Here is a 25,690-nt window from a genome sequence, read left to right as displayed (position 1 = left end):
TGAGATTCCGGCTCAGGTGTGGGTTGCCTGGGCCGGTTTCGTGTGTCGGGCCAGGCGGGTGACCATGACGTGGATCATGGCCCAGGTGACGAAGGCGGCGTGGCTTGTGGGTAGGTGTTCGTAGTCGCGGACGCAGCGGCGTTTCTTGCTGATCCAGGCGAAGGTGCGTTCGACGACCCAGCGTCGGGGCAGCACGACGAAGGTGTGTTGTCCGGGGAGTTTGTGGACCAGGTGCACGGTGAGGTCGAGGGCGTGGCGGGCCCAGGTGCTCAGGGTGCCGATGTAGCCGCCGTCTGCCCAGAGCAGGCGTAGGCGGGGGTGGAACAGCCGGGTGCGCCAGAGCAGGTCACGGGCGATGGTGCGGTCGTTGACGTGCGCGCCGGTGATCATGACGGCCAGGAGTAGGCCCATGGTGTCCACGACGATGTGGCGTTTACGGCCGTTGACCTTCTTCGCGACGTCGAAACCGCGGCTGTGTCGGGGCACGGTGTCCGCGGCGCGCACCGACTGAGAATCGATCGCTCCGGCGCTGGGATGCGCGTGCCGTCCGGCGGCGGTACGGCACTGCTCCCGCAACCGGTCGTGCAGACGCATCAACGTGTGGTCATCGCGCCATCGAGCGAACCACCAGTACACCGTCCCCGGGGGCGGGAACTCCCGCGGCAGGGCCCGCCACGGACAACCGGTGCAGGCCACATACAAGATCGCCGTGACGATTGCCCGCATCGGATGCGACGGCGGCCGCCCCCGCCGACCGACCGACACCGGCGTGACCAGCGGCGCGATCAACGCCCACTGCGCATCGGTCAGATCACTGGGATACCGCCGCCGCACCGCCCGTTCCCGTTCCCGCCGCACCCGCTGCGACGGATAACGGCGGGGCGACGCGGACGGCGTGACAGTGATCGGGTACAACGTCATCAGAAGGCCCTCGGTATGGAAACGGTTGGCTCGACACCACCGGACCTACCGAGGGCCTTCCCTCACCTCAACCCGACACGCCGCCGCACCCCAAATCTCAAACACTCACTTAGAACTCCTAACCCCGATGATTCGCCGGTGACGGCCGCTTGTTCGACCAGGCCCGCAGCTATCGACCAATGTTGATGGAGTGCGTGGTCTGGGCGGGGGCGGCGGCGAGGTGCGTCTGTGGCAGCACCACGACGTGCTGACCTGCCAGGTCAGCGACAACGGGCCCGGGCTGGGCGAGATTGCCGTCGCGCTGCCGTCGCCTGTTGGTTTCCGAGCGTCGGCAAGGTGTGACGCATCAGCTGACCGGCCACAGCCCTGGCCCGGTATGCGGTGACCAGGCGATCATGGCCGGAAAGCAGGCCCGGATGGCGCGCCCAGCTACCCAACGGCTGTCGAGACGGCACAGCGCAGCAGAGGAGTGGTATGTCTGACGAGCTCGGCGTGACAGGCACTCCCGCGTTCGTGCGCGGCTCACCGTGTGACGTCGCGGTGATCGGAGCGGGCATGGTCGGCTTGTCCACGGCCTGGTTCCTGCAGGAAGCCGGCGCACGGGTGACGGTCTACGAGCGTCATCACGCTGGCGCCGGCTCGTCGTGGGGCAACGCCGGCTGGCTGACCCCGGGGCTGACCGCCCCACTGCCGGAACCTGCGGTGCTGCGTTACGGTCTACGCGCGGTGCTCAGCGCCCGATCCCCGGTGTACCTGCCGCTGCGGGCCGACCGTGACCTGTGGCGTTTCCTGCTGTCGTTCGTGTTCTACAGCACCGCCCGGCGGTGGCGACGGGGCATGGCCGCCTACGTCCCCCTCAACGAGCGCTGCCTGGATGCCTTCGATGCCCTCGCGGCCGGCGGTGTGAGCGCCGTGACGACGCCGGCGGAACCCTTCCTGGCCTGCTTCGCCCGCGAGCGTGACAGCCGTGGGCTGCTGGACGAGCTGGAACAGATGGGCGACGCCGGTCAGGACGTCACCTTCCGCCCGGTGACCGGACAGGTGGTCCGATCGATGGAGCCCGTTCTGAGCGACCGGGTCGGTGCCGCCGTCCAGATTTTCGGGCAGCGGTACCTGAACCCTTCCGAGTTCATCCCGTCGCTGGCGGATGCGGTCCGGGCCCGCGGCGGCCGCATCCTCGACAACAGCGAGGTGACCGGTCTGCAGCCGGCAACCACGGACGTCCGCGTCACCGGCCCATTCGGGCAGCAGCGCCGCCATGACGCTGTGGTCATCGCCACCGGAGCGGCCTTCGGTGAGCTGGCGGCACGCTTCGGCGTACGTCGCCCGGTGCAGGCCGGGCGCGGCTACAGCTTCAGCGTGCCTGTCGAACGGATGCCCGCCGGCCCGCTGTACTTCCCGGCGCAGCGGGTCGCCTGTACTCCGTTGGGCAGCCGGTTGCGGGTAGCCGGGATGATGGAGTTCCGCCGGCCCGCCGACGAGTTGGACCCGCGACGCATCACCGCCGTCGTCGACGCGGTGCGGCCGTTGCTCAACGGGGTGAACCTTGATGACCGTCGCGACGAGTGGGTCGGTTCCCGGCCGTGCACTCCTGACGGCCTGCCGTTGATCGGCGCGACCGCCGCGCCGCGGGTGTTCGTCGCCGGTGGCCATGGCATGTGGGGCATCGTCCTGGGGCCGATCACCGGACAGTTGGTGGCCCAAGCGGTGCTCAAGGGTGAGGTGCCCGCGGAGCTGGCGCCGTTCGACCCGCTGCGCTAGCGGGTGCGTCAGCGCTGCCGAAGCCCCTGCCGAACGTCCGGAACGATCAATTCAAGGTGGTCCGATGCTGGTGGCGAGCTCTCGCTCGCACACCGTCACTGCGTTGGCGGCGTTCAAAGCTGTCCATCTCACGGCCCCGCGGCCGATCGCCGCAGTTTCCGACGGTTGCTCCTCGAGCAGGACGGCGACTGGGCAACGCAGCCCGCAGCCGTCGGGTCGAGACCCACGGCGAGCGAGGTAGTTCACGACACCCACCGATCGCCAGGGCGAAGCCGTTCGAGCTTCCGCCCTCTTGCTTCCCGAAGCACTTTCGGCCTCCCGACCAAAAAGCGGTACATGAGCGTCGACATCGAAGTATCCGATCAGGGCTGGCTCGCCGGCCTCCGTGCGTCGCTGAGCGAGGACTTCGCCGCCCAGACGACCGGCTCAAGGAACTGACGGAGATTTCGGCCGACACCGGCGACCCCGGCGAAGCACACAACCGGGCGGCACTGGTGACGGCCACCCGGCACAACCTCGAACAGGTCACCGGTGCGCTGCGACGCATCGCCGAGGGCAGCTACGGCCGCTGCGAAAAATGCGGCGGCCTCATCCCCGCCGAACGGCTCGAAGTGCTACCGCATACCCGGTTCTGCGTCCCCTTCCAGCAGAAACACAAGGGCTGACGGAATGCCGCGGCAGCGGCCGCGCCGGCCTCGTCGCCGGCGCGGCCGCTGATCATGGCAGCACTCAGCCCCGTCACCCGGCAGCCGGATGGCGGGGCTGCCGAGTGGTTGTGACATCCACGTCGATGACGTCCAGGATGCCCAGCAGTCCCGCCAACGCGATCGCCTCGCTACGCGAAAGGGTCAGGCTGCAGGTGGCATCGGGATCGTCGCTGACGCCGTGGATCAGCTCGCGTCGACCGCCGGCGTAGTGGGTGACAACGCCGACCCGATGACCGGTGACGGTGGTGAATGCGTGGCACTCTCCGATGCCCGGCAGCGGTGTGAATTCGACGTCCATGACAAACTCCGGAAGAAGATGACCGCAACCGCGGCCGGGAAGTGGATACGGATGCGGGACCGGCCCACGTCAGCTCGTGAGTAGCCGGCGCAGGCCGGTGAGCGTGGCCAGCGGCGGTTCGGCGGGCATCGTGATGGAGCGGCCGGTCAGCGCGGCCAACCTCGCGGCGGCTCCGGCGGCGGTCGCACCACCACCGGTGAGCAGCAGCCGCCGCTGACCACCCCGCGGACGGTCGAGACGGCGCACACAGTCGGCGATCGCCGGGATCCGGTCGACGGATCCGGCGTCATCGACACGCTCCGCCGCGACGATGCTGCGGTCACAGATGCGTGCCACTTCGGTACGTCCGGATCCGATGTCCACCACGACCACGTCACCGCCCGGGTCAGGACGGCAGGCCAGAGCAGCCGCGAGTGGCTCCTCCACTGCATTGACCCGTCCACCGACGGCACGGCGGACCGCGGCGACAAGCACGTTGCGCTGGCGCAGGGTCGCGGTCGCCGGCACACCGACCAGTACGGGATAGGCGGTGTCGGAAGGTAGGCGGAGATCGGCGGTCAGCAACCGGAGCAGGTGCACGCAGGCGAAGAAGTCGCGCACCACGCCGTTGCGCACCGGCCACGTGGCGGTCACACCGCGGGTCTGAGCGGTCAGCGCGGCTCGTCCGGCCACGTGCCGGTCGGTGCTGGGGCGGCAGAGCACCGTCGGTTCAGTGATCACCGTTCCAGCCTGCGGCGTCCACAGCCGGACGGTGGACGTTCCGAGGTCAAGGGCAAGGCACGACTGTACGCCCGGACGAGCGTAGGCGCCGGCGGTCAGCATGTCGTCCACCCGGGTACGTCGGGGACCAGGTGTCGAGGGCTAACGAAGGGAAGCGACGTCGCCGGCAGGTCAATGGGCATGCAGAAGCGAAAGTCATGAATGAAGGTTGGCATGGTGCTCCCAGCCAAGGGGCAGCGTCGTGTCCGACGCCGCGCAACGGGCGGCTTCAGGCGGTGAGCGTCCACGTCGGCGGGGCCCGGTCCGCCGACCACGCCGGTACACAGCCCGGGACCGCACAGCGGGTCAGCCGGAAGACGATGCACAACCCGATGTCCCGGGCGGTGGACACGACCAACACCAGCACAGCCCAGACGAGCAACGTCGGCACCGCAACTCGCCGGCCGACGCCCCCGAAGCCGCGCCCGTCATCCATGTCGGCCACCATAGCCGTCCAGAACAGGAAGGGCCACGACAGCACTCAAGCGGTCGACCGAGGTCTCGGTCATCCGGCCCGCACCGCAGCCAGTGACCGCGGGCCGGTTGCCGGGCATCGGCAACGAGCGCGACGAAGTTGCGCCGGATCCGACCGCTTTCACTGAGCTGTTCAGCGGCGACGACGGGATTCGGTAAACGCTTGTATCAATGAGCCATTTTCATCCTGCGTAGCGGTCGGCTTCGACGCGGTGCAGGACGAGGATGGCCTGCACGATCGCGGTCGCTCGGCGTGGGCAGCAGCGCAGCTTGACCAGGATTTTCCAGACCTCCGATAGCTGTAAGGGTCAAGCGAGGGTTGGGTTTCGGGTGGGGAATGCCTTGGTCTCGTCGTAGAGCTGCCGTGTGGTGAGGCATTGGTGTAGGCAGCCGATGAGCCGGTTGAAGAGGTGGCGTAGGGCGGCGGCGTGGCGGTCGGCGTGGACTTCCCGGCGTCGTTTGTAGTGCTCGCGTGCGTGGGGTGAGTTGGTGGCGGCGACGAACGCCCAGACCCAGCCGGCGGCAGCGAGTCGGTCGTTCTTGACGCGGCGGTGAGTGATGGAGATGCTCCGTCCGGAGGCGCGGGTGACGGGTGCGGAGCCGGCGTAGGCCTTAACGGCGCGGGCGTCGGTGAAGCGGGTGCGGTCGTCACCGAGTTCGGCCAGGACACGGGCGCCGGTGAGGTCACCCAGGCCGGGAAAGCTGGTGATGATCTGGTAGTCGGGGTGTTGAGTGAATGCTTGGGCGCAGGCTTCGCCGAGCTGAGCGACGTTGGCGCACTCGGTGTTGAGGGTGGCCAGCAACGCCAGTGCGGTAGTGCCCATCGCGTCCTCGATCATCGACGGTTGCCGTAGGTGTGGCACGCGTAGTGCCTGCTGAATCTCGGCGGCAAGGGCGTCGATACCGCGTTGGCGGCCGCCGCGGCGCAGCGCTGCGGCGATTCGTGCCTTGCTCAGCTTGGCCCCGGCTGCCGGCGTTGGGGCAACGGCGAGGATCGCGCGGGCGTCGCTGCTGGTCAGGTAGTCCTTGCGGTTGATGAAAGCGTCGAGGAAGGCCGGGTAGTACTCGCGGAGCAGTGAGCGAAGCTCGTTAGATGCCTTGGTGCGCCGCCAGGTCGCGTCCTGCTGCGCGCGGGCCAGGACGGCGATGGCGCGAGCGAGTTCGGTGTCAGCGGGCAAGGCGCGGTGGACGTGGGCGTCGGTGCGCAGGATGTTCGCCAAGACCATCGCGTCGGCGTGGTCTGACTTGCTGCGCGAGACGCTGTGCCGGTCCCGATAGCGGGACACCGCCATCGGGTTGATCGCCCAGACGGGCCGGCTACTGGCCCGCAACGCCGCTACCAGCAGCCCGCGTGGCGTCTCGATCGCCACAGGGATCGGGTCCTCGGCGGTGTCGCCGGCGGCGGCCATCATGTCCAGCAGTTGTTGCCAACCTTCGACCGTCTCGTGGATGCGCCTCTTGGCCACCAACTCGCCGTGCTCGTCGACCAGCGCGACGTCGTGATGCCGTTCGGCCCAGTCGATTCCGCAGAACACCTTGCTCAAAGCTGCTCCCGTTCACTCGAACGTTTACATCGGCCTAGGTCAAACCCCTGGTAGGATCGCGCGGCACCCTAATAGCGAGGCTCGTGGCCTACCCTCCGATTAGCCATTTCGCGATCCCAGCGACCACCACGACTCCCGTGCTGGTTCAGAGCTCGACGGCTCCCGGTAAGCGAGGGGTGCATCATGCTGGCGGGCTCGAACCACGAACAAGTAACCATCCTGACCTGCGTGAAGTGATCCGCCCCGGCAGTGCCGGTCGTGCTGGGCCTGTAGCGACCGTGCGCCGGCAATCGAGACAATCCTGGCTGAACGGCCGCCGCCCGACCACCTGACCGTGCACTCGGCAGGGCGCACCAAGCCTGGAAAGAGGCCTCACAGGACCGGGGTCTTGAGTAGGAATCCACCCGGCTTCGGCATAGTCCCGAGGTCAACGGCGGCCGTTCGGGTTCTATTAGGTCTTGAGGGTGGCGATCGCGCGTTCGCCGCGGGCGCGGATCTTCGCGTGCGCTCGGTTGACGGCCTTCTGCCGGCGTGACAGCTTCGGCCGGAAGCGGCGCCGCTTGAACGGGGTGCGCACGCTGCCGGGGGCGCCTTGATAGCCCTTGTCCGCGAAGGTCATCACGTCGGTGCTGGCCAGGGCGTCGATGATGCCGTGGGTGCGGGCGGCGGTCAGGTCGTGCGTCGAGGCGGGCAGCGCGGCCGAGGCCCAGACGAGACGCCCGGCCGCGTCGGCGATGACCTGCACGTTCACGCCGTGACGCTTGTGTTTTCCGGAGTAGTACGGCTTCTGGTTGGCGACCCGGTCGATCGGGATCAGGGTGCCGTCGAGGATTGCGTAGGCGAGCAGACGGATCCTGGTCATGGCCGTGGCCAGGTCGTCGGCGGTCGCGGCGAGCAGGTCGATGGCCTCGCGGACATAACGCCAGGCGGTCGTGACGCCGATGTCGAATCCGGCGGCCAGGCGGGTGTAGGTGTCGCCGTTGCGCAGGTGGGCCAGGGCGAGCAGGGCTTGCCGGCCGGGGTCGAGGCGTCGCCACCGAGACCGTTGCTGCTGGCGGCGGGTTCGGATGAGGGCGGCGAGGTGGTTCAGGCTGCGGGTGGACAACGGAATCGCGGCAGGGTAAGACAGCACAGCGAGGCTCCCGGTTGGGGCATCTGATCTTGGTCGATTGCTGTCTTACCGGGAGCCTCGTCCTACCTGGACAGCGGCCTCCCACACCGCCCGTGACCTGCGCCGTCACGATGAAAATGGCTCAATGGAAGTGATCGGTGTAACCGTGCCCGCGAACGTCCTCTCGTCCGACCAGCGCGCTGCCGGTATGTGTCGCTCTGCCCCGCAGACCGCGGTCGCGATTGGCCTCGGCAGCAGCTCGATCGGCGTCTGGGCGGCGCACCGCGGCACCATCAGCGCGCCGTGCGGGGACGCGTCTACCTCCGCCGGTTCTCTGATCCGGCGCGGCTGTATCGTCGACGCCGACGGCTGCGTGATCCTGCTGTCCCACTTGATCCGCCTTTTCAGCGAACCGGTGCCTCCGGCGGTGTCGTCGCGGCCTGCCGCCCGGTCCTAGCCGGCGAACACGACCAGACCGTGATGCGCCGCGTCGTCGAGACGGTCCTCGCACCCTCCCGCCTGGTGTTCATCGACACCGTGCGCGCCGCCGCGATCGGCTCGGGAGCAGCCGGCAGCCTGCTGGTCACCGACGTCGGAGCCCAGCTGACCGAGGTCGCCCTGCTGCACCACAGGCGGGTCGCAGCACGGCCGTGATCTCCGGAACCGACCCCCCGGCGGCGAAGCACGCCAACCGCCTGCCGCCGTACCGCCTCACACTCGCCCACCGCGCGGACAACCCACCTCATCGAAATGCCCCATCACCCGGGCCCGCGGTGATTAACGGTGACGACCACGCTGACAGGCCGAGTTGCAATGAACGAGTTGACCTTTCAAGATCCAGAACGGACCGTCCAGCGGTAACGGCGTTCCGGCCGTCCGGTGTTTCCGTACCTGAGTGTTACTGCGGCCCGGCCGACTACGGCGAAGTGTTCGAGGTAACGGCGGGCACTGACTCGGGAGATGCCGATCTGATGCGCACACTCGGCGGCGGAGAGGGTTCCCGCTTGCTTCCGGAGGATCTCCTCCACCAGTCCGGCAGTCTCTGGGCTGAGGCCGCGGGGGAGAGCGGACGAGCCGGTGATCGGGCTGCTCGACGTGAGCGCCCGGTCGATATCCCCCTGGTCGCAGACCATGCTCTTCGAGAGAGTGCTGCGCCGCGCGGCATACTGCTCGAGCCTGCCCCGCAGTTCCTCGAAGCTGAATGGTTTGAGAAGGTAGTTGACCGCGCCGTACCGCACCGCCCGGCGTACATTGTCGCTCTCCCGGGCAGCGCTGATAACGAGGACATCGCAGTCATGCCCGGCGGTGTGCAGCCTGGCGACCACGTCGAGGCCGAACATGTCCGGAAGGTGCAAGTCGAGCAGCACCAGGTCTGGGCGCAACTGCTCCACCGCGGCGATTGCCTCTTCCCCGGTGCTCGCGGTTGCCACGACCCGGAAGTCTTCGAGCCGTTCGACGAAACCGCGATGGATCCGGGCCACCCTGAAGTCATCATCAACGATCAGCACGTCGATCACGGCCCTGCCTCCAGCGGCGCTACCGACATTCGCGCGGTGAACATCGCGCCCTCCTCGGTGTTCGTCACTGCGACCTCACCACCGCGGCGGTGACAGACCATGCGGGTGAGCGCGAGGCCGATACCCCGTTCACCGCCCTCTGCCGCTTTCGTCGTGAAACCGTGGGCGAACACTTCCTGCGCCAGTCGGGGAGCGATCCCCGGCCCCGAGTCGCGGACGACGATTTCGATCGATGCGGAATCCTGACGCAACTCGACTTCTACCCACTGGTTTCCGGCGCCCGGCCTGCCGTTGATGTCCGGGCAGGCGCCCGAGTCCGCGGGGGAGACATTCCGGCCTCCTGCGACGGCTTCGACGGCGTTGTCCACGAGGTTGCCCAACACCGTACCCACATCGGCTGATACCGCCATGTCCAGCCGGCCCAACCTGGTCCGCTCAGAGATCCGCAGTTCCACGCGGCGCTCGGCGGCGACCGCCGATTTGGCCGTGAGCAGAGCTGCCACCGCAGTGTCGTGGATCCGGCTCGTCACCGCGAGGTCCAGGGAGGCGCGATGCCGGCTGAGCGCCTCGACATACCGGACCACCTCCTCGTGCTCACCGATCTGGATCAGCCCGGAGATGGTGTGCAGCTGATTCGCGAACTCGTGTGTCTGTGCGCGCAGCGACTCAGTGGTACTGCGAAAGGAACCGATCTCCTGCTCCAGGCGGGCCAGCTCGGTCCGGTCCCGCAGTGTGGTGACCGAGCCGAGCCGCCGGCCGTCCTTGTTCACCCTCATCCGGCTCATCACGAGCACCCGGCCGCCCCGCACCACGACCTGGTCCCGCGTCTCCCGCGCGCTGCCCGCCCCCGTGAGTACGTCGCGTAGCCGGCCCTCGATCCGTAGCTCCGACAGGCTGCGGCCGAGGCAATGTTCGGGCAGGTCGAGCAATCGGCGGCCGACAGAGTTGACCAGCGTGACCCGGTGTTGCGGATCGAGCGCGATGACCCCTTCGGCTAGGCCGTGCAGCAGCGCTTCCCGGTGCTCTGCCAGACCGGCGATCTCCCGCGGTTCGAGGCCGAGGGTCTGCCGCTTGATGCGCCGGGCCAGCAGCCATGATCCGAGCACTCCGAGGGCGCTGGCTATGCCGAGGTAGGTGAAGAGGTAGGACGAAGCGCCGACCAGCCGTTGCCACCAGGACGGAAGTGCCTCGCCGACCATCACCACGCCCAGATGCCGCCCGAGGTTCTCCTTCTTGCGGTCGCCCAGGACCGGCACCTGCGCCACCAGCTCGCGTGCCCCGCCCACCGCCAGCTCACCGAACCAGCTCCGACCGCCGGCGACCCTCGGATCACCGAGCACCATGAGGCTGCCCACCAGCGTCGGGTTGGTGGAGGTGACTATCCGTCCGCTGTCATCGGCGACGCTGACGGTGGTCACGTTCGCCTGAACCGGCAGGTTCTGCACCAGGGACGCGATCGTCTCCCCGGGCGCCGGCCGGTCGAGGCGGTCCCGTAGCAGCGGGTTCCCGGCGAGTTGTTCGCCGAGGGCAGCAACACGGCGGCCTTCGACCCGGTTGAAGGTGGCCGCCGACTGCGCCAGCGACACGGCCGCCACCGCTGCGAGCACCACGACAATGATCGCGAGTTGGAGAGCGAGCAACTGCCCGGCGAGCGTACGACGCCGAGGCATGACCGCGACCACAAAGACCTCAACTTCCGCTGGTGACACAAGGCAGACGGGGACCCTGCGTCGGGGTCATCATCTTGCCGCCGGTCTGAATCGAAACGGAAGAGAAGCCTGATGGCAACCAGAAGAAAAGCGCTACTCATGGGCGTCTCCGCAACCATGGCGCTTGCCCTGGTGGGCTGCGGCGCCACGGCAGAAGAGGGCGAGGCGGGCGCCGGCGGCGACGGCAAGCCGATCACCGGTCTACGCATCATGGTGCCGAACAGCCCCGGTGGTGGATACGACACCACGGCCCGCACGGCGGCGAAGGTGATGGAGGATGCCAAGATCGCCGCTGGCGTGCAGGTGTTCAACCTGCCCGGAGCGGGCGGCACGGTCGGACTGCAGCGCATCGTGAACGAGAAGGGCAACGGCAAGCTCGCGATGCAGATGGGGCTGGGGGTGGTCGGCGCCTCGTACACCTCGAAGTCGTCGGCCACACTGACCGATACCACCCCGCTGGCCAAAATGATCGAGGAAGCAGGCGCGGTCGTCGTGCCGAAGAACTCGCCGTACCGGACGATCAACGACTTGGTCACGGCCTGGAAGGCCAACCCGGAGGGCCTCGCTGTCGGCGGCGGCTCGTCTCCCGGCGGCCCCGACCACCTGCTGCCGATGCAATTGGCCAAGACCATCGGCATCGACCCGCGACAGGTCAACTACATCTCGTACGACGGCGGAGGCGAGCTGCTGCCAGCCCTGCTCGGAGGCAAGGTGGCCTTCGGCGCAAGTGGGTTCGGGGAGTTCCTCGATCAGGTCGAGGCCGGGCAGCTCCGGGTTCTCGCGGTGACCAGCGAAGCGCCTGTCGACGCGCTTCCGGAGGTACCGACCCTGAAGTCCGCAGGTATCGACCTCGTCTTCACCAACTGGCGGGGCATCGTCGCACCACCCGGCATCAGCGACGCCGACAAGAAGCTGTGGATCGATGCGTTGACCAGGATGCACGACTCCGCCGAGTGGAAGACCGAGCTCACCAAGCGGGGCTGGACCGACGCGTTCGTCACAGGCGATCAGTTCGCCGCCTTCCTCACCCAGCAGGACAAGTCGGTGGCTGACCTGCTCAAGCAGCTCGGCCTGGCATGACCGGCCGGCCGAGCCGATCGGATCGGGACGGCGGTTCGCCGTCTCGGTTCCCGGCGTTGTCTGACATCCCGATCCAGCCCGCGCCCGAGCCGTCGGACGCGGTACGAGCGGCCGACGCTCCGCGTTCCGCAGCGGATGCGTCGAAGCCGGACCGCGCACAGTACGTCGTCTGCGTCTTCCTGGCGCTGGTCGGGATCATGGTTGTCGTCGACGCCACCCAGATCGGTCAGGCGGTGAGCAGCACCGACCCGCTCGGCCCACGGCCGGTGCCGATCCTGCTCGGAACGCTGCTCATGGTCGTCGCGGTGGTCTACGCCGTGGATGTGGCCCGTGGCGGCGTCGGTGAGCCGGAGGCCGGCGAGGACGTCGACCTGGCCACCCCTATCGACTGGCGCACCGTCCTGCTTCTCGTCGCGGCGTTCCTGACCAACGCAGTGTTGATCGAGCCACTCGGCTGGGTGATCAGTGGCACGTTGCTCTTCTGGGGTACGGCGTTCGCGCTCGGCAGCCGCGACCACGTCCGGAACCTGCTGATCGCCGTGGGGCTCTCGCTCATCACGTTCTACACATTCGCCATCGGGCTCGGCATCAACCTGCCCGCTGGCGTGCTGCGAGGAATCCTGTAGATGCAGAACCTCCATTCGCTTCTCTACGGGTTCGCCCACGTGGCGACGCCGATGAACCTGCTCATCGCGCTTCTCGGTGTCACCATCGGCACTGCGGTCGGTGTACTACCGGGCATCGGCCCCGCGATGACAGTGGCGCTGCTGCTGCCGGTGACGTACGGCATGGAGCCCACCCAGGCCTTCATCATGTTCGCCGGCATCTTCTACGGCGGAATGTACGGCGGATCGACGACGTCGATCCTGCTCAACACTCCCGGTGAGTCCTCGTCGGTGGTGACCGCGATCGAGGGCAACAAGATGGCCAAGGCCGGCCGGGCGACGCAGGCGCTGGCCACCGCCGCGATCGGGTCGTTCGTCGCCGGAACCATCGCCACCCTGCTGCTGGTGGTCATCACCCCGCCGGTGGTCCGGTTCGCGGTCAGCCTCGGCGCGCCGGACTACTTCGCCCTGATGCTGCTGTCGTTCGTCGCCGTCACCTCGGTGCTGGGCGCCTCCCGGGTACGCGGTTTCGCCTCGTTGCTGATCGGCCTGGTCATCGGAGTGGTGGGGATCGACAGGGTGACCGGTCAACAACGGCTCACCTTCGGCGTGCCGCAGCTCGCAGACGGCATCGACGTGGTTGTGGTGGCTGTCGGGATCTTCGCCGTGGGCGAAGCGCTCTGGATCGCCGCGCACCTCCGACGCCGTCCGGCCGAGGTGATCCCGGTCGGCCGGCCGTGGATGGGCCGCGACGACTGGCGCCGGTCCTGGAAGCCCTGGCTGCGCGGCACCGCTTACGGATTCCCGTTCGGGGCGCTACCCGCGGGCGGCGCTGAGATACCCACGTTCCTGTCGTATGCCACCGAGAAGAAGTTGTCCAAGCACCGGGACGAGTTCGGCCGGGGAGCGATCGAAGGCGTCGCCGGCCCCGAGGCGGCCAACAACGCGTCCGCCGCCGGCACGCTGGTACCGATGCTCGCCATCGGCCTGCCCACCAACGCCACCGCCGCGGTGATGCTGGCCGCCTTCGAGCAGTACGGCATCCAACCCGGCCCGCTGCTCTTCGAGCGGGAGTCGGGTCTGGTCTGGACGCTCATCGCCAGCCTCTTCGTCGGGAACCTGCTGTTGCTGGTGCTGAATTTCCCGCTCGCGCCCGCCTGGGCGCGGCTGCTTCGGATTCCTCGACCGTATCTCTACGCCGGCATCCTCTTCTTCGCGTCTATGGGCGCGTACGCCGTCAACGCACAGCCGTTCGACCTTTTCCTGCTGCTCGTACTCGGCCTGCTCGGCTTCGGCCTGCGCCGGTTCGGGCTGCCGATCCTGCCGCTGATAGTCGGGGTGATCCTGGCTCCGCGCGCCGAACTGCAGGGCCGCCGGGCGTTGCAGCTGTCCGGTGGAGAGTGGCACGGGCTGCTGGGCGGCTGGGTGTCGGGTCTGATCTACACCACCGTACTGGTGGTGCTCTTCTGGCCGTTGGTCCGGCGGTTCGTCCTCCGCCGGCGTGCAAGGATGGTGACAGGGTGACCGTTCTGGTGGGATACGTTCCATCCCCGATGGGAATGGCAGCCCTGCAGGCCGCGATCGGACAAGCGCGATTCCGCGACGAGCCGGTGCTCGTGGTGAACACCTCGCGGGGAGATGCCTACGTCGATCCCTGCTTCGCCCAGCAGCCCGACCTGGACGCGGTGACCCGCGAGCTGACCGCGTCCGGGGTACCGTTCGCGATCAGGCAGCTCATGCAGGGTCGGGACGCCGCCGAGGAGATAGCCGACCTCGCCGAGGCGCAGGACGTGTCGTTGGTAGTCATCGGAATCCGGCATCGAAGCCCGATCGGCAAGCTGATCCTGGGCTCGACCGCACAGGAGATCCTGCTCCGGGTCTCCTGCCCGGTCCTCGCGGTGAAGGCCGCGACACCACGACGGATATCTCGGGCAGCGGGGCCGTCCCGCTGGCCTCTCCCCAGTGAGCCGTAGCCGCCGGGTCACCACCCCGAGCCCAATGACGGTTCATGAATGCGCGCGAAGCTTCCGCCCGCCATTGCCACCGAGACTGCGACGCTTTCTTGACGACATGCCCTCGCTCGAGGACGGGGGAGTAGCGCCTACCCGGCCTGAACCCGGATGGATAGGGTGCACGCATGGATCTGGAAATCCGGCATCTGAGAGTCGTTTGCGCGATCGCCGATACCGGAAGCATCTCGAAAGCAGCATCCAGACTGGGGATCTCGCAGCCCTCCGTCACGACCCTGCTTCAGCGTGTCGAACGGATGGTCGGTCATCAGATATTCCAGCGCGGGCGCGGTTGCGCTCGATCCACCACCTTCGGAGAGCAGTTCCTCCAACGAGCCCGCCTATTGGTCGCCGAAATGGACGCGTTGAGGGGAAATATCGCCGGCCCGGCGGGCACGATCCGATTTGGATCGGTGCACATGGAGTGCGTCTCGTCTCTGTTCCAGCGTCTGGAGACGAGCTTCCCGGATATCTCCTTCTCCATGTGCGTCGAGCCGTCCAGCCTGAGGCTCGCCCAGCGACTGGTGCACGGCGACCTCGATGTGGCAGTGCTGGCGATTGCGGAGTCCCATCAGATTCCACTCCCGCAGGAACTAGGTGAGAGGGTGCTCGCGTCGGCAATCCCGGTGTACGTCGCTGTCTCCAGCGCCCACCGGGCGGCGGGTCTTCGGGAGATCCCCCTGGAAGGGCTCAAAGAAGAGGCATGGATCAGGCCGCCCGGCGGAGAGGACGGTTCCCTGTCCGCCTTCTGGCAGGCGGCCCGCAAGGCAGGCTTCACCCCGCGAATCCAGTTCGACGTGCCCAGCGGCGGCGGGCGGCAGCTCGTCGGCTCCGGACGCGCCGTTCAGCTGGTGGAGCCGACCTCCCATGGCGGTCCGGGAGTCGCAGTCGTTCCCCTCGCCGGGGAACCGCTGCGCATGCACCTCACGCTCTGGTGGCATCGCCGTCGCATGAGTGCCGAACAGGCCGACCGCCTCTTCGAGGTTATCCTCGGCACCTACTCGACGTTCGCGATGGAGAGCCCCGTTTTCCAGCCGCGCTGGTCGAGGCACCCATCAGCTTGTCTGACGGCGCCTCGCGACGACGAACAGCACTCTCATCGACCAGCAAGCACGTCCCGGTGCGTGGAGGGATCGACGACCGCTATCCCGCCGAGGCGGCGGTCCGCTTGAGCCGATCGTGTGCGTCGTCGTACGCGGCAGCAGGATGGGGGACCAGCCGTCTCCCGATCGCGGCGAGAAGCGTGTAGTTCGCGTCGCGCACGTTGCCGAGGGCCGACCGCCCTGCCTGCGAGACGAGCTGATGAGCGTCCAGCATCTCCAGCCCCGCCAAGGATCCGACCCAGCTCACCAGATCCTGGTGAGCTATTCGATAGGCGTCATCGAGAGGACGGGCGCAGCCGATCGACATGAGATCGAGGTCGGTCTCCAACCGTGGCCAACTGGTTTGCCATCCCTTGATCACCTCAATGGCGACAGTGGTGACGGTAGCGATCGCCACACCGGCCGGACAGGCCTGGCCGTGCCCCTGGCGAGCGTAGCCGTCACCGAGCGCAAGCATCGCCCCGTGAACGTTGACACCCAGGTACAGGGTCGCGCCCGCACGCGCCTCGGGGATGTCGAGCTTCCCGCCGTAGAAGTCAGGCACCATGGTGGACCGAGCCTCGAGTCTCCCGGGAGACACGCCTATGGTGCCGATAGTCGGCTCCAGCGGCAGGTCCACCGCATGGTCCGTTCTCGTCGACTGGAACCGGACCGTTCCAGCCCGACGATCTATCTCGTAGAACCAGACCCGCGCCTCGACCGGTGCGCCAAGCGCGAGCGCTCGCACACCGGATCCGAGCGCGCCGATGTGTGGAGGCGTGGACGACACCCCCCAGTCTCGCGCGGGAACGATCGAGACGATGTGGATGGCGAGTGTGTCACCGGGCTCGGCCTCCTCGATCAGGAAGGGCCCGGAGACCGGATTCAGATGCGGCGTCTCCAACATCCAGGACGACAGGTCGGACACACTGCGAAGCCGGCCACCGAAGCAGTCCTCGGTGTACACCTCCAGCACGTCACCGGAGCGCAGATGCGCGACTGGTATCCGACCCCCGAACGTGTAGGCGAGTTGTCGCTCGGCGGGCCGATGACCGATCTTCCCCATGACATCACACTCGTCCCTCGTCATGCTGCTTCGTCTGGTAGCGGCCCGCCGGACCACGTCCCTTGCCGCAACGCATCGCGGTCCTCCATGAAGTGCGCCGCGGCGCGGCCCAGAACGATCGGCGATCAACGCGCCGCATCGCTCCCGGATGTCTGCGTGATCTGCTCCCGCGCCGGAACCGGTCGCAACGAGACTCCCCGCCCCCGAGCGGTGTGCAGGTATTTCGTGCCTGTCGAGCGCTCGCCCAGCTTGCGCCGCAGACGGGACAGCAGGACGTCGAGGGACGCCGCCGACGGCAGGCCCTCCGCGCGGATCCTCGTCCGGAGCTGCGACCGTGGCACCACCCGGCCGGGGTGCTCCGCAAGATAGGCGAGAAGCTCGAACTCGGTACGCGTCAGCGCCACGGGTCGTCCGTCCACTGAGACGCTGCGACCTGCCACATCGATGCGAAGAGCGCCGACCTCGGACGGCGCCGGAGGCGGTGCCGGCGGAACCCGGCGCAGCAGAGCGCGGACGGAGGCGTCAACCACCGCGGGTGGACACGGCTTCGGCAGGAATCCGTCTGCGCCGGCGCGCAGCATGCGGACGACGTCATCATCGATACTCCTGATGCTGTGTGCCAGAACCGGGCGGCGGGACGCGACACAAAGCAGGCGCATCAGCAGCAGCCCGTCCACCGCCGGCACGACCGGGTCCACGATCACGACATCCGGCCTCCGGTGGGTGTGGCAGGTCAGGTCGGACAACGTCCGCCCGCTCTCATGGAGGGCGATCTCGGTGACCAGATGACCGAAGCGCGTCAACTGATCGCCGAGTAGCCGCCGATAGCGATGGTCTTCGTCGATGAGCAAGATGGTCGCCATGGTTGCCGTCCGGTGTCTGAATCGTGAACACCTGGACGATCGCACGACCGGACCGCCCGCTTTCATGTCATCTGTCCATCACGTCGCCTGATCGATCCGACGACCCTCGACGCATCGCTCACAGGTTCCGGTAAGGCCCAGGCGGGCCACCCTGACCGCCCGCTGTGGACTCGTTGTGGCCGCCGGAGCCGCCTGGCTAGCGTCCACCCCCCAAGCATCCATCGAAGTGCGTCAGCGCCTTTGCTGGATCACACCCTCGCCCATGAGGAGAGAGCATGTCTGGACACCCATTGCGGCGAAGACTAGGTCAGCTGTTCGGCGCGCTCACCGCGCTGACGCTCGCCTGCGGCGTCATCGCGCCGCCGGCCGCCGCGAACTCGGCGCGGCCCGTGCCACCCGGGCAGCAGGCCAGGAAGGCCGATGCGGCACCGCCGGCAGCGGGCGATGCGACTGTTCGGGGCAAGGACCGGGTAGACCATGTGAGCGAGCAGGCGCTCCCCGTACACAAGCGCCCGCCGCAGCCGGCCGCGAAGGACGCCGCCCGTGTCGACTACGACCGCCCGGCAACCCCGAAGCGACGCGCTCGGCCGTCGGACGCCGGGTCTCGCGCCGCCGCTGCCGCCTGCAGCACCGCAGACTTCACCAGCCGAACGGGGTCGGCGCTGGTCAGCCAGATCAAGGGATCCACGGTCGACTGCATCAACAGCCTGTTCAGCCTCTCCGGCAGCGATGCCTACAACGCCTTCCGCGAGGCGCAGATGGCAAGCGTCGCGTACGCGGTGCGCGACGGCTCGCCCGGCTACCCGGGTAACCCCTCCACCGGCATGCCCCAGCTCGTTCTCTACCTGCGGGCCGGCTACTACGTGCAGTGGTACGACACGAGCGTCGGAACCTACGGGCCGGCACTGCAGACCGCGATCCGCTCAGCGCTCGACGCCTTCTTCGCGAACCCACGCGCCTGGGACGTGACCGACGCCAACGGTGAGACCCTGGCGGAGGCGGTGACGCTCATCGACAGCGCACAGGAGAACGCCCGATACCTGTTCGTGGTGAACCGGCTCCTGACCGGCTTCAACTCGTCGTACACCTCGTCCTGGTACATGCTCAACGCGGTCAACAACGTCTACACGGTGCTGTTCCGAGGCCACCAGGTGCCCGCGTTCGTCTCCGCCGTGCAGGCCGACCGCACCGTGCTCGACAACCTGTACAACTTCGCCAACACCCACGCCGGTCTCCTCGGCACCGACAACGGCTACCTCACGTCGAACGCGGGCCGGGAACTCGGACGATTCCTGCAGCACGCCCCGCTCAGTCCCATCGTGCGGCCGATGGCGTCGGCGCTTCTCTCGCGAAGCAACATGACCGGCCCGACGGCGCCGCTCTGGGTCGGCGTCGCAGAGATGACCCAGGCATACGACGTCGCCAACTGCTCCTACTACACCACCTGCAACCTCTCCGCCCAGCTGACCAGCTCTGTCCTGACGATCAACTACACGTGCAGTCCGTCGATCAAGATCGTCGCGCAGGACATGACCTCGGCTGAACTGAGCCAGTCCTGCACCAGCCTGAAAGGTCAGGACGCCTACTTCCACAGCCTGGTCGCAGACAGCGGGCCGGTGGCAGGCGATGTCAACACCGACATCGAGGTGGTCGTCTTCAACTCGAGCACCGACTACCAGACCTACGCGGGCGCCATCTACGGCATCGATACGAACAACGGTGGTATGTACCTGGAGGGCAACCCGTCAGACCCCAACAACCAGGCAAGGTTCATCGCCTACGAAGCCGAGTGGGTCCGGCCGGCCTTCCAGATCTGGAACCTCAACCACGAGTACACCCACTACCTCGATGGCCGGTTCAACATGTACGGCGACTTCAGCGCCAACATCACCACACCGACCATCTGGTGGATCGAAGGCTTCGCCGAGTACGTCTCCTATTCCTACCGGAACGTCACCTACACCAGCGCCCAGAACCAGGCGGGCAACCACACCTATGCGCTGCGTACGTTGTTCGACACCACCTACAACAACGACCAGACGCGCATCTACAACTGGGGCTACCTGGCCGTGCGGTACATGATGCAGTCCCATCGGCCGGACATGACGACAGTGCTCGGATACTACCGATCGGGGGCATTCAACGCCGCCCGCACGTACCTCACCAGCACCATTGGCTCGCGCTACGACGCGGACTTCGACGCCTGGCTGACGCGCTGCGCGGCAGGGGATTGCGGCGGGAGCACCACGCCGCCCCCGACCAACCAGCCCCCGTCCGCCTCGTTCACCGTGACGACCAGTGGGCTCACCGCCACCTTCACCGACCGGTCCACGGACGCCGACGGCAGCATCGCCTCCCGGCAGTGGACCTTCGGGGACGGGAGCACCTCGTCGGCCGTCAACCCCAGCAAGACCTACGCTACGGCCGGCACCTACACCGTCTCACTGACGGTCACCGACAACCAGGGAGCGACCGCGAGATCGTCCCAGACGATCTCGGTCACGACGGGCGGCGGCACCACCGTGCCGGAATGCAGCGGCACCGACACACGGACCCTCGACCGCAACTGCCAGCGCAGTGGACGCTCCGCGACCGCGGGCAACTACGACTACCTGTACATCTACCTGCCCGCCGGCGTCAGCACCCTGACCATTGCCGTAGCCGGCGGCACGGGCAACTGCGATCTCTACTACAGTCCGTCGAGCTGGGCCACCACCAGCAACGCCACCCGCTCCTCCGCCGGGGCCGGCAACACCGAGTCGCTGGCCGTCCCCAGCCCGGCCGCCGGGTACCACTACATCAGCCTCTACGGGAAGACCGCCTGCTCTGGCGCCACGGTGAGCACGCGCTACTGAACCACATGTGATGGGTATGAGCGCGCCGCCCGGCGAGAGTCGCCGGGCGGCGCGCCCGCCTGGCCTGTGGCCGCCGCACTGCCTGCGGTCGCGTGCATAATCTCGGTCATGGGCATCGATGTGCGCCACCTGCGGGCGATCAGTGCCATCGCCGAGGCCGGAAGCGTGACCGGCGCCGCCGCCCGCCTGGGCCTGTCGCAGCCCGCGCTGACGGCCCAGGTGCATCGGATCGAGAAGACGGTCGGTGGGCCGCTGTTCGTCCGAAGCCGTACCGGTATGCAACCGACCGAACTCGGCAAGCAGGTGCTCCAGCGCGCCCGCGTCGTGCTGGCCGAGGTCGACGCGCTCGTCGAGGACTTCGGCGACCGGCACCCCATTCCGGGCCTGCTCCGACTCGGCACCGTCCACATCGCCTGCGCGGGCAGTCTCGTACGCCATGTCGCGGAAGCGTTCCCGGATCCGGAGATCGCGCTGCAGATCGAGCCGTCCTCGCGCCTGTTGGTGGAGGCACTCACCCGAGGCCAGTTGGATGCCGCGTTGCTGGGCATCCTTGAGGGCTTCGAGCTGCCGATCGGTCCCACGCTCACCAGCCGGCCGCTGATCCCCCGTTACCCGATCTTTGTCGCCATGTCCGCCTCCCACCCGCAGTCCCACCACGAGCAGGTGCGGCTGGCCGACCTGAGAAACGAATCGTGGGTGTGCCCGCCGGGGCCGGACGACGGCTCACTCGCCTCGCTGCGACGGGCCTGCCGCGCCGCAGGTTTCGAGCCGAAGATCCGGTACGAAGCGCCGAGTGGCGCCGCGCACCCACTGGTGGCCGCCGGAGACGGTGTCCGGCTGGTCGACCCGACCTGGGCCCCGGCCGCCGGGACTCGGGTGCTGCCGCTGCGCGGGGAGCCGCAGTTGCTGGCCAGGCTGGTGGTCGTCTGGCGGCGCGATGCGCTGACCCATGCAGAGAGCAGCGCCCTGTTCCAGGCCATCACCCGGGCCTACCTGGATCACGTGAACGACAACGCTGCCTTCGCCCGATGGTGGCGGGCCAATCCCCACGCCCATCCGGCAGCGTCGTAGCGATCCGACGCGATATATAGGCGTCAGCTATGGGCAGGATGATGTTGACGCGGTATGTGCGGTCACCTAACCTGCGAATGACTCACAACTACATAGACACCATTCGAACCTGCACGGGAGAGACTCCGTTCATTCGGAGCGCCGAAGGAGCAAACTCCCAAGAAACTCTCAGGCCCCATTACCGTGCAGGCGAGGTAACTCTGGAAAGCAGACGACCGTCGTCTCACCCACGGTGCAAGCCGCTGACGCAGCGGTGAAGCTCTCAGGTCAATGACAGAGCGGGAGGCAACCGACCGATCGACGCCGCGTGCGTCGGGACGAGGAGCGCCCCCGTGCACCAGGACCCTGCGGCTCTGCTCCGCTCACCTCTGCATGCATCGCACATAGAACACGGAGCTCGATTCACCGACTTCAGCGGCTGGCGGATGCCGCTCCGCTACGGAAGCGAGCTCGCTGAGCACCGCGCCGTACGCGAACAGGCCGGCCTCTTCGATCTCAGCCACATGGGTCAGCTCGAGGTGACGGGGCCGGAGGCCCCGACAGCGCTGGACTACGCTCTGGTCGGACATCTGTCTGCCGTACCGATCGGCGGCGCGCGCTACACCATGCTCTGCGACGCCGCCGGCGGAGTGCTGGACGACCTCGTTGCCTATCGCCTCGCATCGCACCGGTACCTGCTGGTCGTCAACGCCATCAACACACGCGTCGTCTATGCGGCCATCAGGACCCGTTGTGCGGACTACGCGGCCTGGGCCGCCGACCGCACGAACGAGCGGGCGATCATCGCGGTGCAGGGGCCGAGCGCCGCCCCCATCGTGGAAGCCCTGACCGGTACGGGACTCACCCGACTTCGCTACTACACCGCAGCGCTACTGGATATCGACGGTCGTCCAGCCGTCGTCGCTCGTACCGGCTACACCGGCGAAGACGGCTTCGAACTGCTCGTACACGCCGAAGACGCGGTCCGCACGTGGGAAGCAGCGCTTGTGGCCGGTCGGCGTCACGGCTTGACGCCCACGGGGCTGGCGTGCCGCGACACCCTCCGCATCGAGGCTGGAATGCCGTTGTACGGCGCAGAGATCGGCCGTGACGTCACCCCGTTCGATGCCGGGCTGGGGCGGGTGGTGTCCTTCGTCAAACCAGGCGACTTCGTCGGACGAGCCGCACTGGCCGAGGCCCACAAGAGCGGTGTCACCCGTCGGCTTGTCGGCCTTGTCGCGTCCGGGCAGAGAATTCCCCGAGCGGGCCAGCAGGTGGTGACGCTGACCGACGACGGCCATGGCGCTGATCCGGTCGGCCTCATCACCAGCGGCGCCCCTTCACCCACATTCAAGCGGCCGATCGCGATGGCCAGCATCCGTGCCGGCACTGGCGACAGCATCCGGCTGGCCGTGCAGGTCCGGGGGACCACCGAGCCGGTCGAGATCGTCCCTCTTCCGTTCTACCGTCGTCCGCGGTGATCCGCGGCCATTCCTTGCGAGGGTTCAGCGTCATGAACGTACCGGAACACCTGAAGTACAGCCCCAACCACGAGTGGGTCAACGACTCGGTTCAGCCGGCCGAAGTGGGCATCACCGCTTTCGCCGCCGAAGCGCTCGGTGATGTCATCTACGTGGAACTGCCCGAGCCGGGGAGCCAGCTGACTGCCGGTGACGTGTGTGGAGAGGTCGAATCCACGAAGTCGGTCGCGGAGCTGTACCTCCCGGTCAGTGGAGAGGTCGTCGCCGTCAACGAGGCGGTCATCGCCGATCCGGGCCTGATCGGCGCCGATCCGTACGGCAAAGGCTGGCTCCTGCGGGTCCGGTTGGCGCAGGTGCCTTCCCTGATGTCGCCGGACGAGTACCGCGACTTCTCCGACGAGTCGCGGTAGGCCCCGATGGCAGCCTTCGACGATGATCTGGCCGACCTCGACCCCGCCGTCGCCGAGGCGATCGGCCGGGAGCTACGCCGGCAGCACGAGACCTTGGGCATGATCGCCTCCGAGAATCTCGCGCCCCGAGCCATCCTCCAGGCGCAGGGATCGGCCCTCACCAACAAGTACGCGGAGGGCTACCCGGGGCGGCGCTACTACAGCGGATGCGAGCATGTCGACGACATCGAGCTCCTGGCGATCGACCGGGCCAAGCGGCTGTTCGGCGCCACCTACGCGAACGTGCAGCCGCATTCCGGATCGCAGGCGAACGCCGCCGTGATGGCTGCTCTGATCCAGCCGGGTGACACCATCCTCGGGCTCGACCTCGCTCACGGCGGTCATCTGACCCATGGCATGCGCATCAACTATTCGGGGCGGCTGTACCGGGCCGTGAGCTATCGGGTAGGCGCCGAGAACCACCTGATCGACATGGATGAGGTCCAAGAACTGGCGCGCGAGCATCGGCCGAAGCTGCTCATCGCCGGTTGGTCGGCCTACCCTCGAACGCTCGACTTCGCCCGATTCCGGCGGATCGCCGATCAGGTGGGTGCATACCTGCTCGTAGACATGGCCCATTTCGCCGGGCTGGTCGCGGCCGGCCTGCATCCCAACCCGGTGCCTCACGCCCATGTCGTCACCCTGACCACGCACAAGACCCTCGGCGGCCCTCGGGGCGGCGCCATCCTCAGCGCGTACACCGATCTCGCGCGGAGGCTGGACTCGGCGGTCTTCCCAGGCCAGCAAGGTGGTCCGCTGGCGCATGTCGTGGCCGCGAAGGCGGTGGCCTTCCGGATCGCCGGAGAACCGCAGTTCCAGGATCAGCAGCAGCGAGCCCTGACCGGAGCGAAGATCGTTGCTGATCGTCTCTGCGCCGCCGAGGTCGCGAAGGCCGGCATCCGGGTGGTCAGCGGAGGCACCGATGTGCACCTGGTGCTGGTCGACCTGAGCCACGCGGATCTCGATGGCGCGCAGGCGGAGCGGCTGCTGCAAGGCGTCGGCATCACCGTCAACCGTAACGCCGTGCCGTTCGACCCCCGCCCGCCGATGGTCACCTCCGGGCTACGGATCGGCACCTCCGGTCTCGCCACCCGAGGGTTCTCCGAAGCGGACTTCATGGAGGTGGCCGACATCATCGCCGCTGCCCTGACCGCCAGGGAGGCTGACACGTCGCTACGCACGCGGGTGGCTCGCCTCGTCGATCGGCACCCCCTCCATCCCGGCCACACCTCCTGACCGTACGGGGAACCCGAGCTTCCGCGGGTGGTAGATCGCTTCGTCACGCTCTGCTGCCTGAGGGCGACGACAGCCCCGAGAAAGGACCCCAATTGCCGAACAAGCTGTTGCTGTTGGCGGCCGGCAGTCACCGACTCCGGAGAATCGTCGCCGGATCCCCCCTGACCCGGGGCGTGGTGCAACGGTTCGTTGCCGGCGAGGTGAACGACGAGGCGATCGCAGTGGCGCGGCGCATCGTCGAATCCGGGATGCGGGTGACGATCGACCATCTCGGCGAAGGAACGACGACAGTCGAGCAGGCCGCCGCCGTACGCGACGCGTATCTCAGCCTGCTCTCCGAGATGCGGATGCCCGGTACGTCCGAGGTGTCGGTGAAACTGTCGGCGCTCGGTAGCGCGCTGCCCCACGACGGTCGCCGACACGCGTATCGGCTGACGCGCGACATCTGTGCCGCTGCGGCTGCCGCCGGCGCCACGGTGACCCTCGACATGGAGGATCACACCACGGTTGACCTGACGCTGTCCGTGCTGGACGAACTGCGTACCGAATTTCCCTGGGTAGGCGTGGCGCTGCAGGCGTGCCTGCACCGTACCCCGGCGGACTGCCAGCGCCTCGCGTACGCAGGGAGCCGGGTGCGCCTGGTCAAGGGAGCCTACGCGGAGCCGGCGTCAGTGGCATATACGCGACGGCGTCAGATCGACGAGGCATTCGACAGGTGCCTGCGGATCCTGATGCAGGGCCAGGGCTATCCCATGGTGGCGACCCACGATCCCCGCCTGATCGACAGCGCCATCGGGCTCGCCCGCGCCGGTGGCCGGAGCACCACCGATTTCGAGGTCCAGATGCTGTACGGCATCCGCGCCAACGAGCAGAGGCGGCTTGCGGGGGAGGGGTACCGCGTGCGGGTGTATCTGCCGTATGGACAGGACTGGTACGCATATTTCACCCGCAGGCTTGCCGAGAAGCCCGCGAACCTGCTCCTCCTGGCTCGATCCTTCAAGCCTGGCGCCGCCGACTGAGCGCGACGCGGAGCTTCCGGCATCGTTCGCCGCGGACCAGGCAGCCATGGGCGGTCACGCGGAACCGAAGACCGTCGTCCGTGGCGATGACAGG

The 25,690-nt window shown here is 67.8% G+C and carries 24 protein-coding genes, 2 pseudogenes and 1 riboswitch; of the genes and pseudogenes, 15 read left to right on the top strand and 11 right to left on the bottom strand.

The genetic code is table 11. From position 1 onward, the window contains the following. Nucleotides 1–12: 12 nt before the first annotated feature. Entirely contained in the window at nt 13–921 is a 909-nt protein-coding gene (locus MCBG_RS10920; protein ID WP_198033294.1) for an IS5 family transposase, read from the bottom strand. Nucleotides 922–1,395: 474 nt separating this feature from the next. On the opposite strand from MCBG_RS10920, the gene MCBG_RS10915 reads away from it, so the two are divergent. Next, a complete protein-coding gene (locus MCBG_RS10915; RefSeq protein ID WP_036311788.1) occupies nt 1,396–2,682 on the top strand; it encodes an NAD(P)/FAD-dependent oxidoreductase in 1,287 nt (428 codons plus the stop codon). A gap of 494 nt (nt 2,683–3,176) precedes the next feature. After that, a complete protein-coding gene (locus tag MCBG_RS33910; protein ID WP_223201180.1) occupies nt 3,177–3,347 on the top strand; it encodes a TraR/DksA family transcriptional regulator in 171 nt (56 codons plus the stop codon). A 73-nt stretch (nt 3,348–3,420) separates the two neighbouring features. On the opposite strand, the gene MCBG_RS10905 is transcribed toward MCBG_RS33910, so the two are convergent. The 6 genes and pseudogenes from MCBG_RS10905 to MCBG_RS10885 form a co-directional block, all read right to left on the bottom strand. Next, nucleotides 3,421–3,687: a hypothetical protein gene (locus MCBG_RS10905; protein WP_030274987.1), complete on the bottom strand. Its 267-nt coding sequence runs from the start codon at nt 3,685–3,687 to the stop codon at nt 3,421–3,423. Nucleotides 3,688–3,756: 69 nt separating this feature from the next. Next, nucleotides 3,757–4,509, bottom strand: coding sequence for a rod shape-determining protein (locus MCBG_RS10900; RefSeq protein ID WP_148062122.1), 753 nt, complete (start codon nt 4,507–4,509; stop codon nt 3,757–3,759). A gap of 166 nt (nt 4,510–4,675) precedes the next feature. Then, the gene (locus tag MCBG_RS10895) at nt 4,676–4,882 is read right to left on the bottom strand and encodes a hypothetical protein (RefSeq protein WP_223201179.1); all 207 of its coding nucleotides are present in this window, start codon (nt 4,880–4,882) and stop codon (nt 4,676–4,678) included. A gap of 220 nt (nt 4,883–5,102) precedes the next feature. Beyond that, a pseudogene (locus tag MCBG_RS32440) lies at nt 5,103–5,207 on the bottom strand (IS5/IS1182 family transposase); the annotation flags it as partial. 21 nt (nt 5,208–5,228) lie between these two features. Then, nucleotides 5,229–6,464 (bottom strand): IS110 family RNA-guided transposase, encoded by a 1,236-nt coding sequence (locus MCBG_RS10890; protein WP_043325446.1) that lies wholly within the window; start codon nt 6,462–6,464, stop codon nt 5,229–5,231. Nucleotides 6,465–6,921: 457 nt separating this feature from the next. Then, nucleotides 6,922–7,596: pseudogene (locus MCBG_RS10885) on the bottom strand (transposase family protein); the annotation flags it as partial. Nucleotides 7,597–7,720: 124 nt separating this feature from the next. On the opposite strand from MCBG_RS10885, the gene MCBG_RS31150 reads away from it, so the two are divergent. Beyond that, complete coding sequence (locus MCBG_RS31150; RefSeq protein ID WP_051611147.1) at nt 7,721–8,032, top strand: hypothetical protein; 312 nt, start codon at nt 7,721–7,723, stop codon at nt 8,030–8,032. 23 nt (nt 8,033–8,055) lie between these two features. Continuing rightward, nucleotides 8,056–8,229 (top strand): hypothetical protein, encoded by a 174-nt coding sequence (locus MCBG_RS32435; RefSeq protein ID WP_157539094.1) that lies wholly within the window; start codon nt 8,056–8,058, stop codon nt 8,227–8,229. 176 nt (nt 8,230–8,405) lie between these two features. Here MCBG_RS32435 and MCBG_RS10875 read toward each other — a convergent pair whose 3' ends face one another. Beyond that, nucleotides 8,406–9,092: a response regulator gene (locus tag MCBG_RS10875; protein ID WP_043325443.1), complete on the bottom strand. Its 687-nt coding sequence runs from the start codon at nt 9,090–9,092 to the stop codon at nt 8,406–8,408. After that, nucleotides 9,089–10,774, bottom strand: a complete 1,686-nt coding sequence (locus tag MCBG_RS10870) for a sensor histidine kinase (RefSeq protein ID WP_140946564.1) — start codon at nt 10,772–10,774, stop codon at nt 9,089–9,091. Before MCBG_RS10870 ends, MCBG_RS10875 begins: the two co-directional genes overlap by 4 nt. A 99-nt stretch (nt 10,775–10,873) precedes the next feature. Between MCBG_RS10870 and MCBG_RS10865 the strand changes: the two genes are divergently transcribed. From MCBG_RS10865 to MCBG_RS10845, 5 genes are all read left to right on the top strand, one after another. Beyond that, nucleotides 10,874–11,881: a Bug family tripartite tricarboxylate transporter substrate binding protein gene (locus MCBG_RS10865; protein ID WP_043325442.1), complete on the top strand. Its 1,008-nt coding sequence runs from the start codon at nt 10,874–10,876 to the stop codon at nt 11,879–11,881. Continuing rightward, nucleotides 11,878–12,507 carry a tripartite tricarboxylate transporter TctB family protein gene (locus MCBG_RS10860; protein WP_043325441.1) on the top strand — a complete coding sequence of 210 codons (630 nt, stop codon included), beginning with the start codon at nt 11,878–11,880 and terminating at the stop codon, nt 12,505–12,507. The genes MCBG_RS10865 and MCBG_RS10860 overlap by 4 nt, the downstream gene beginning before the upstream one ends. Continuing rightward, the gene (locus MCBG_RS10855) at nt 12,508–14,010 is read left to right on the top strand and encodes a tripartite tricarboxylate transporter permease (RefSeq protein ID WP_043325438.1); all 1,503 of its coding nucleotides are present in this window, start codon (nt 12,508–12,510) and stop codon (nt 14,008–14,010) included. It abuts the gene before it with no gap. After that, nucleotides 14,007–14,459 (top strand): universal stress protein, encoded by a 453-nt coding sequence (locus tag MCBG_RS10850; protein ID WP_043325436.1) that lies wholly within the window; start codon nt 14,007–14,009, stop codon nt 14,457–14,459. The genes MCBG_RS10855 and MCBG_RS10850 overlap by 4 nt, the downstream gene beginning before the upstream one ends. A 164-nt stretch (nt 14,460–14,623) precedes the next feature. Continuing rightward, entirely contained in the window at nt 14,624–15,667 is a 1,044-nt protein-coding gene (locus MCBG_RS10845) for a LysR family transcriptional regulator (protein WP_043325435.1), read from the top strand. On the opposite strand, the gene MCBG_RS10840 is transcribed toward MCBG_RS10845, so the two are convergent. Together MCBG_RS10840 and MCBG_RS10835 are read right to left on the bottom strand one after the other, a co-directional pair. After that, nucleotides 15,639–16,667 carry an acetamidase/formamidase family protein gene (locus tag MCBG_RS10840; RefSeq protein WP_223201178.1) on the bottom strand — a complete coding sequence of 343 codons (1,029 nt, stop codon included), beginning with the start codon at nt 16,665–16,667 and terminating at the stop codon, nt 15,639–15,641. The two genes, MCBG_RS10845 and MCBG_RS10840, sit on opposite strands and share 29 nt — an antisense overlap. 101 nt (nt 16,668–16,768) lie before the next feature. Continuing rightward, a complete protein-coding gene (locus MCBG_RS10835) occupies nt 16,769–17,506 on the bottom strand; it encodes a response regulator transcription factor (RefSeq protein ID WP_051611145.1) in 738 nt (245 codons plus the stop codon). A gap of 275 nt (nt 17,507–17,781) precedes the next feature. Here MCBG_RS10835 and MCBG_RS10830 point away from each other — a divergent pair, with 275 nt between their 5' ends. The 6 genes from MCBG_RS10830 to MCBG_RS10805 all read left to right on the top strand — a co-directional run bounded on the left by MCBG_RS10830 (nt 17,782) and on the right by MCBG_RS10805 (nt 25,596). Then, a complete protein-coding gene (locus tag MCBG_RS10830) occupies nt 17,782–20,361 on the top strand; it encodes a collagenase (protein WP_043325434.1) in 2,580 nt (859 codons plus the stop codon). A 108-nt stretch (nt 20,362–20,469) separates the two neighbouring features. Beyond that, nucleotides 20,470–21,432: a LysR family transcriptional regulator gene (locus MCBG_RS10825; protein ID WP_043325432.1), complete on the top strand. Its 963-nt coding sequence runs from the start codon at nt 20,470–20,472 to the stop codon at nt 21,430–21,432. 104 nt (nt 21,433–21,536) lie between these two features. Beyond that, nucleotides 21,537–21,626, top strand: a riboswitch (glycine riboswitch). 138 nt (nt 21,627–21,764) lie between these two features. Beyond that, nucleotides 21,765–22,892, top strand: a complete 1,128-nt coding sequence (gene gcvT / locus MCBG_RS10820; protein WP_043325431.1) for a glycine cleavage system aminomethyltransferase GcvT — start codon at nt 21,765–21,767, stop codon at nt 22,890–22,892. 32 nt (nt 22,893–22,924) lie between these two features. After that, entirely contained in the window at nt 22,925–23,302 is a 378-nt protein-coding gene (gcvH, locus tag MCBG_RS10815) for a glycine cleavage system protein GcvH (RefSeq protein WP_043325429.1), read from the top strand. A gap of 6 nt (nt 23,303–23,308) precedes the next feature. Next, nucleotides 23,309–24,577 (top strand): serine hydroxymethyltransferase, encoded by a 1,269-nt coding sequence (gene glyA, locus MCBG_RS10810; RefSeq protein ID WP_043325428.1) that lies wholly within the window; start codon nt 23,309–23,311, stop codon nt 24,575–24,577. A gap of 92 nt (nt 24,578–24,669) precedes the next feature. After that, nucleotides 24,670–25,596, top strand: a complete 927-nt coding sequence (locus MCBG_RS10805) for a proline dehydrogenase family protein (RefSeq protein ID WP_043325427.1) — start codon at nt 24,670–24,672, stop codon at nt 25,594–25,596. The last annotated feature ends 94 nt before the right edge of the window (nt 25,597–25,690 follow it).

Source organism: Micromonospora sp. M42, assembly GCF_000568915.1.
GTDB classification, from domain to species: domain Bacteria; phylum Actinomycetota; class Actinomycetes; order Mycobacteriales; family Micromonosporaceae; genus Micromonospora; species Micromonospora chalcea.
This window is presented reverse-complemented; position numbering and strand designations above follow the sequence as displayed.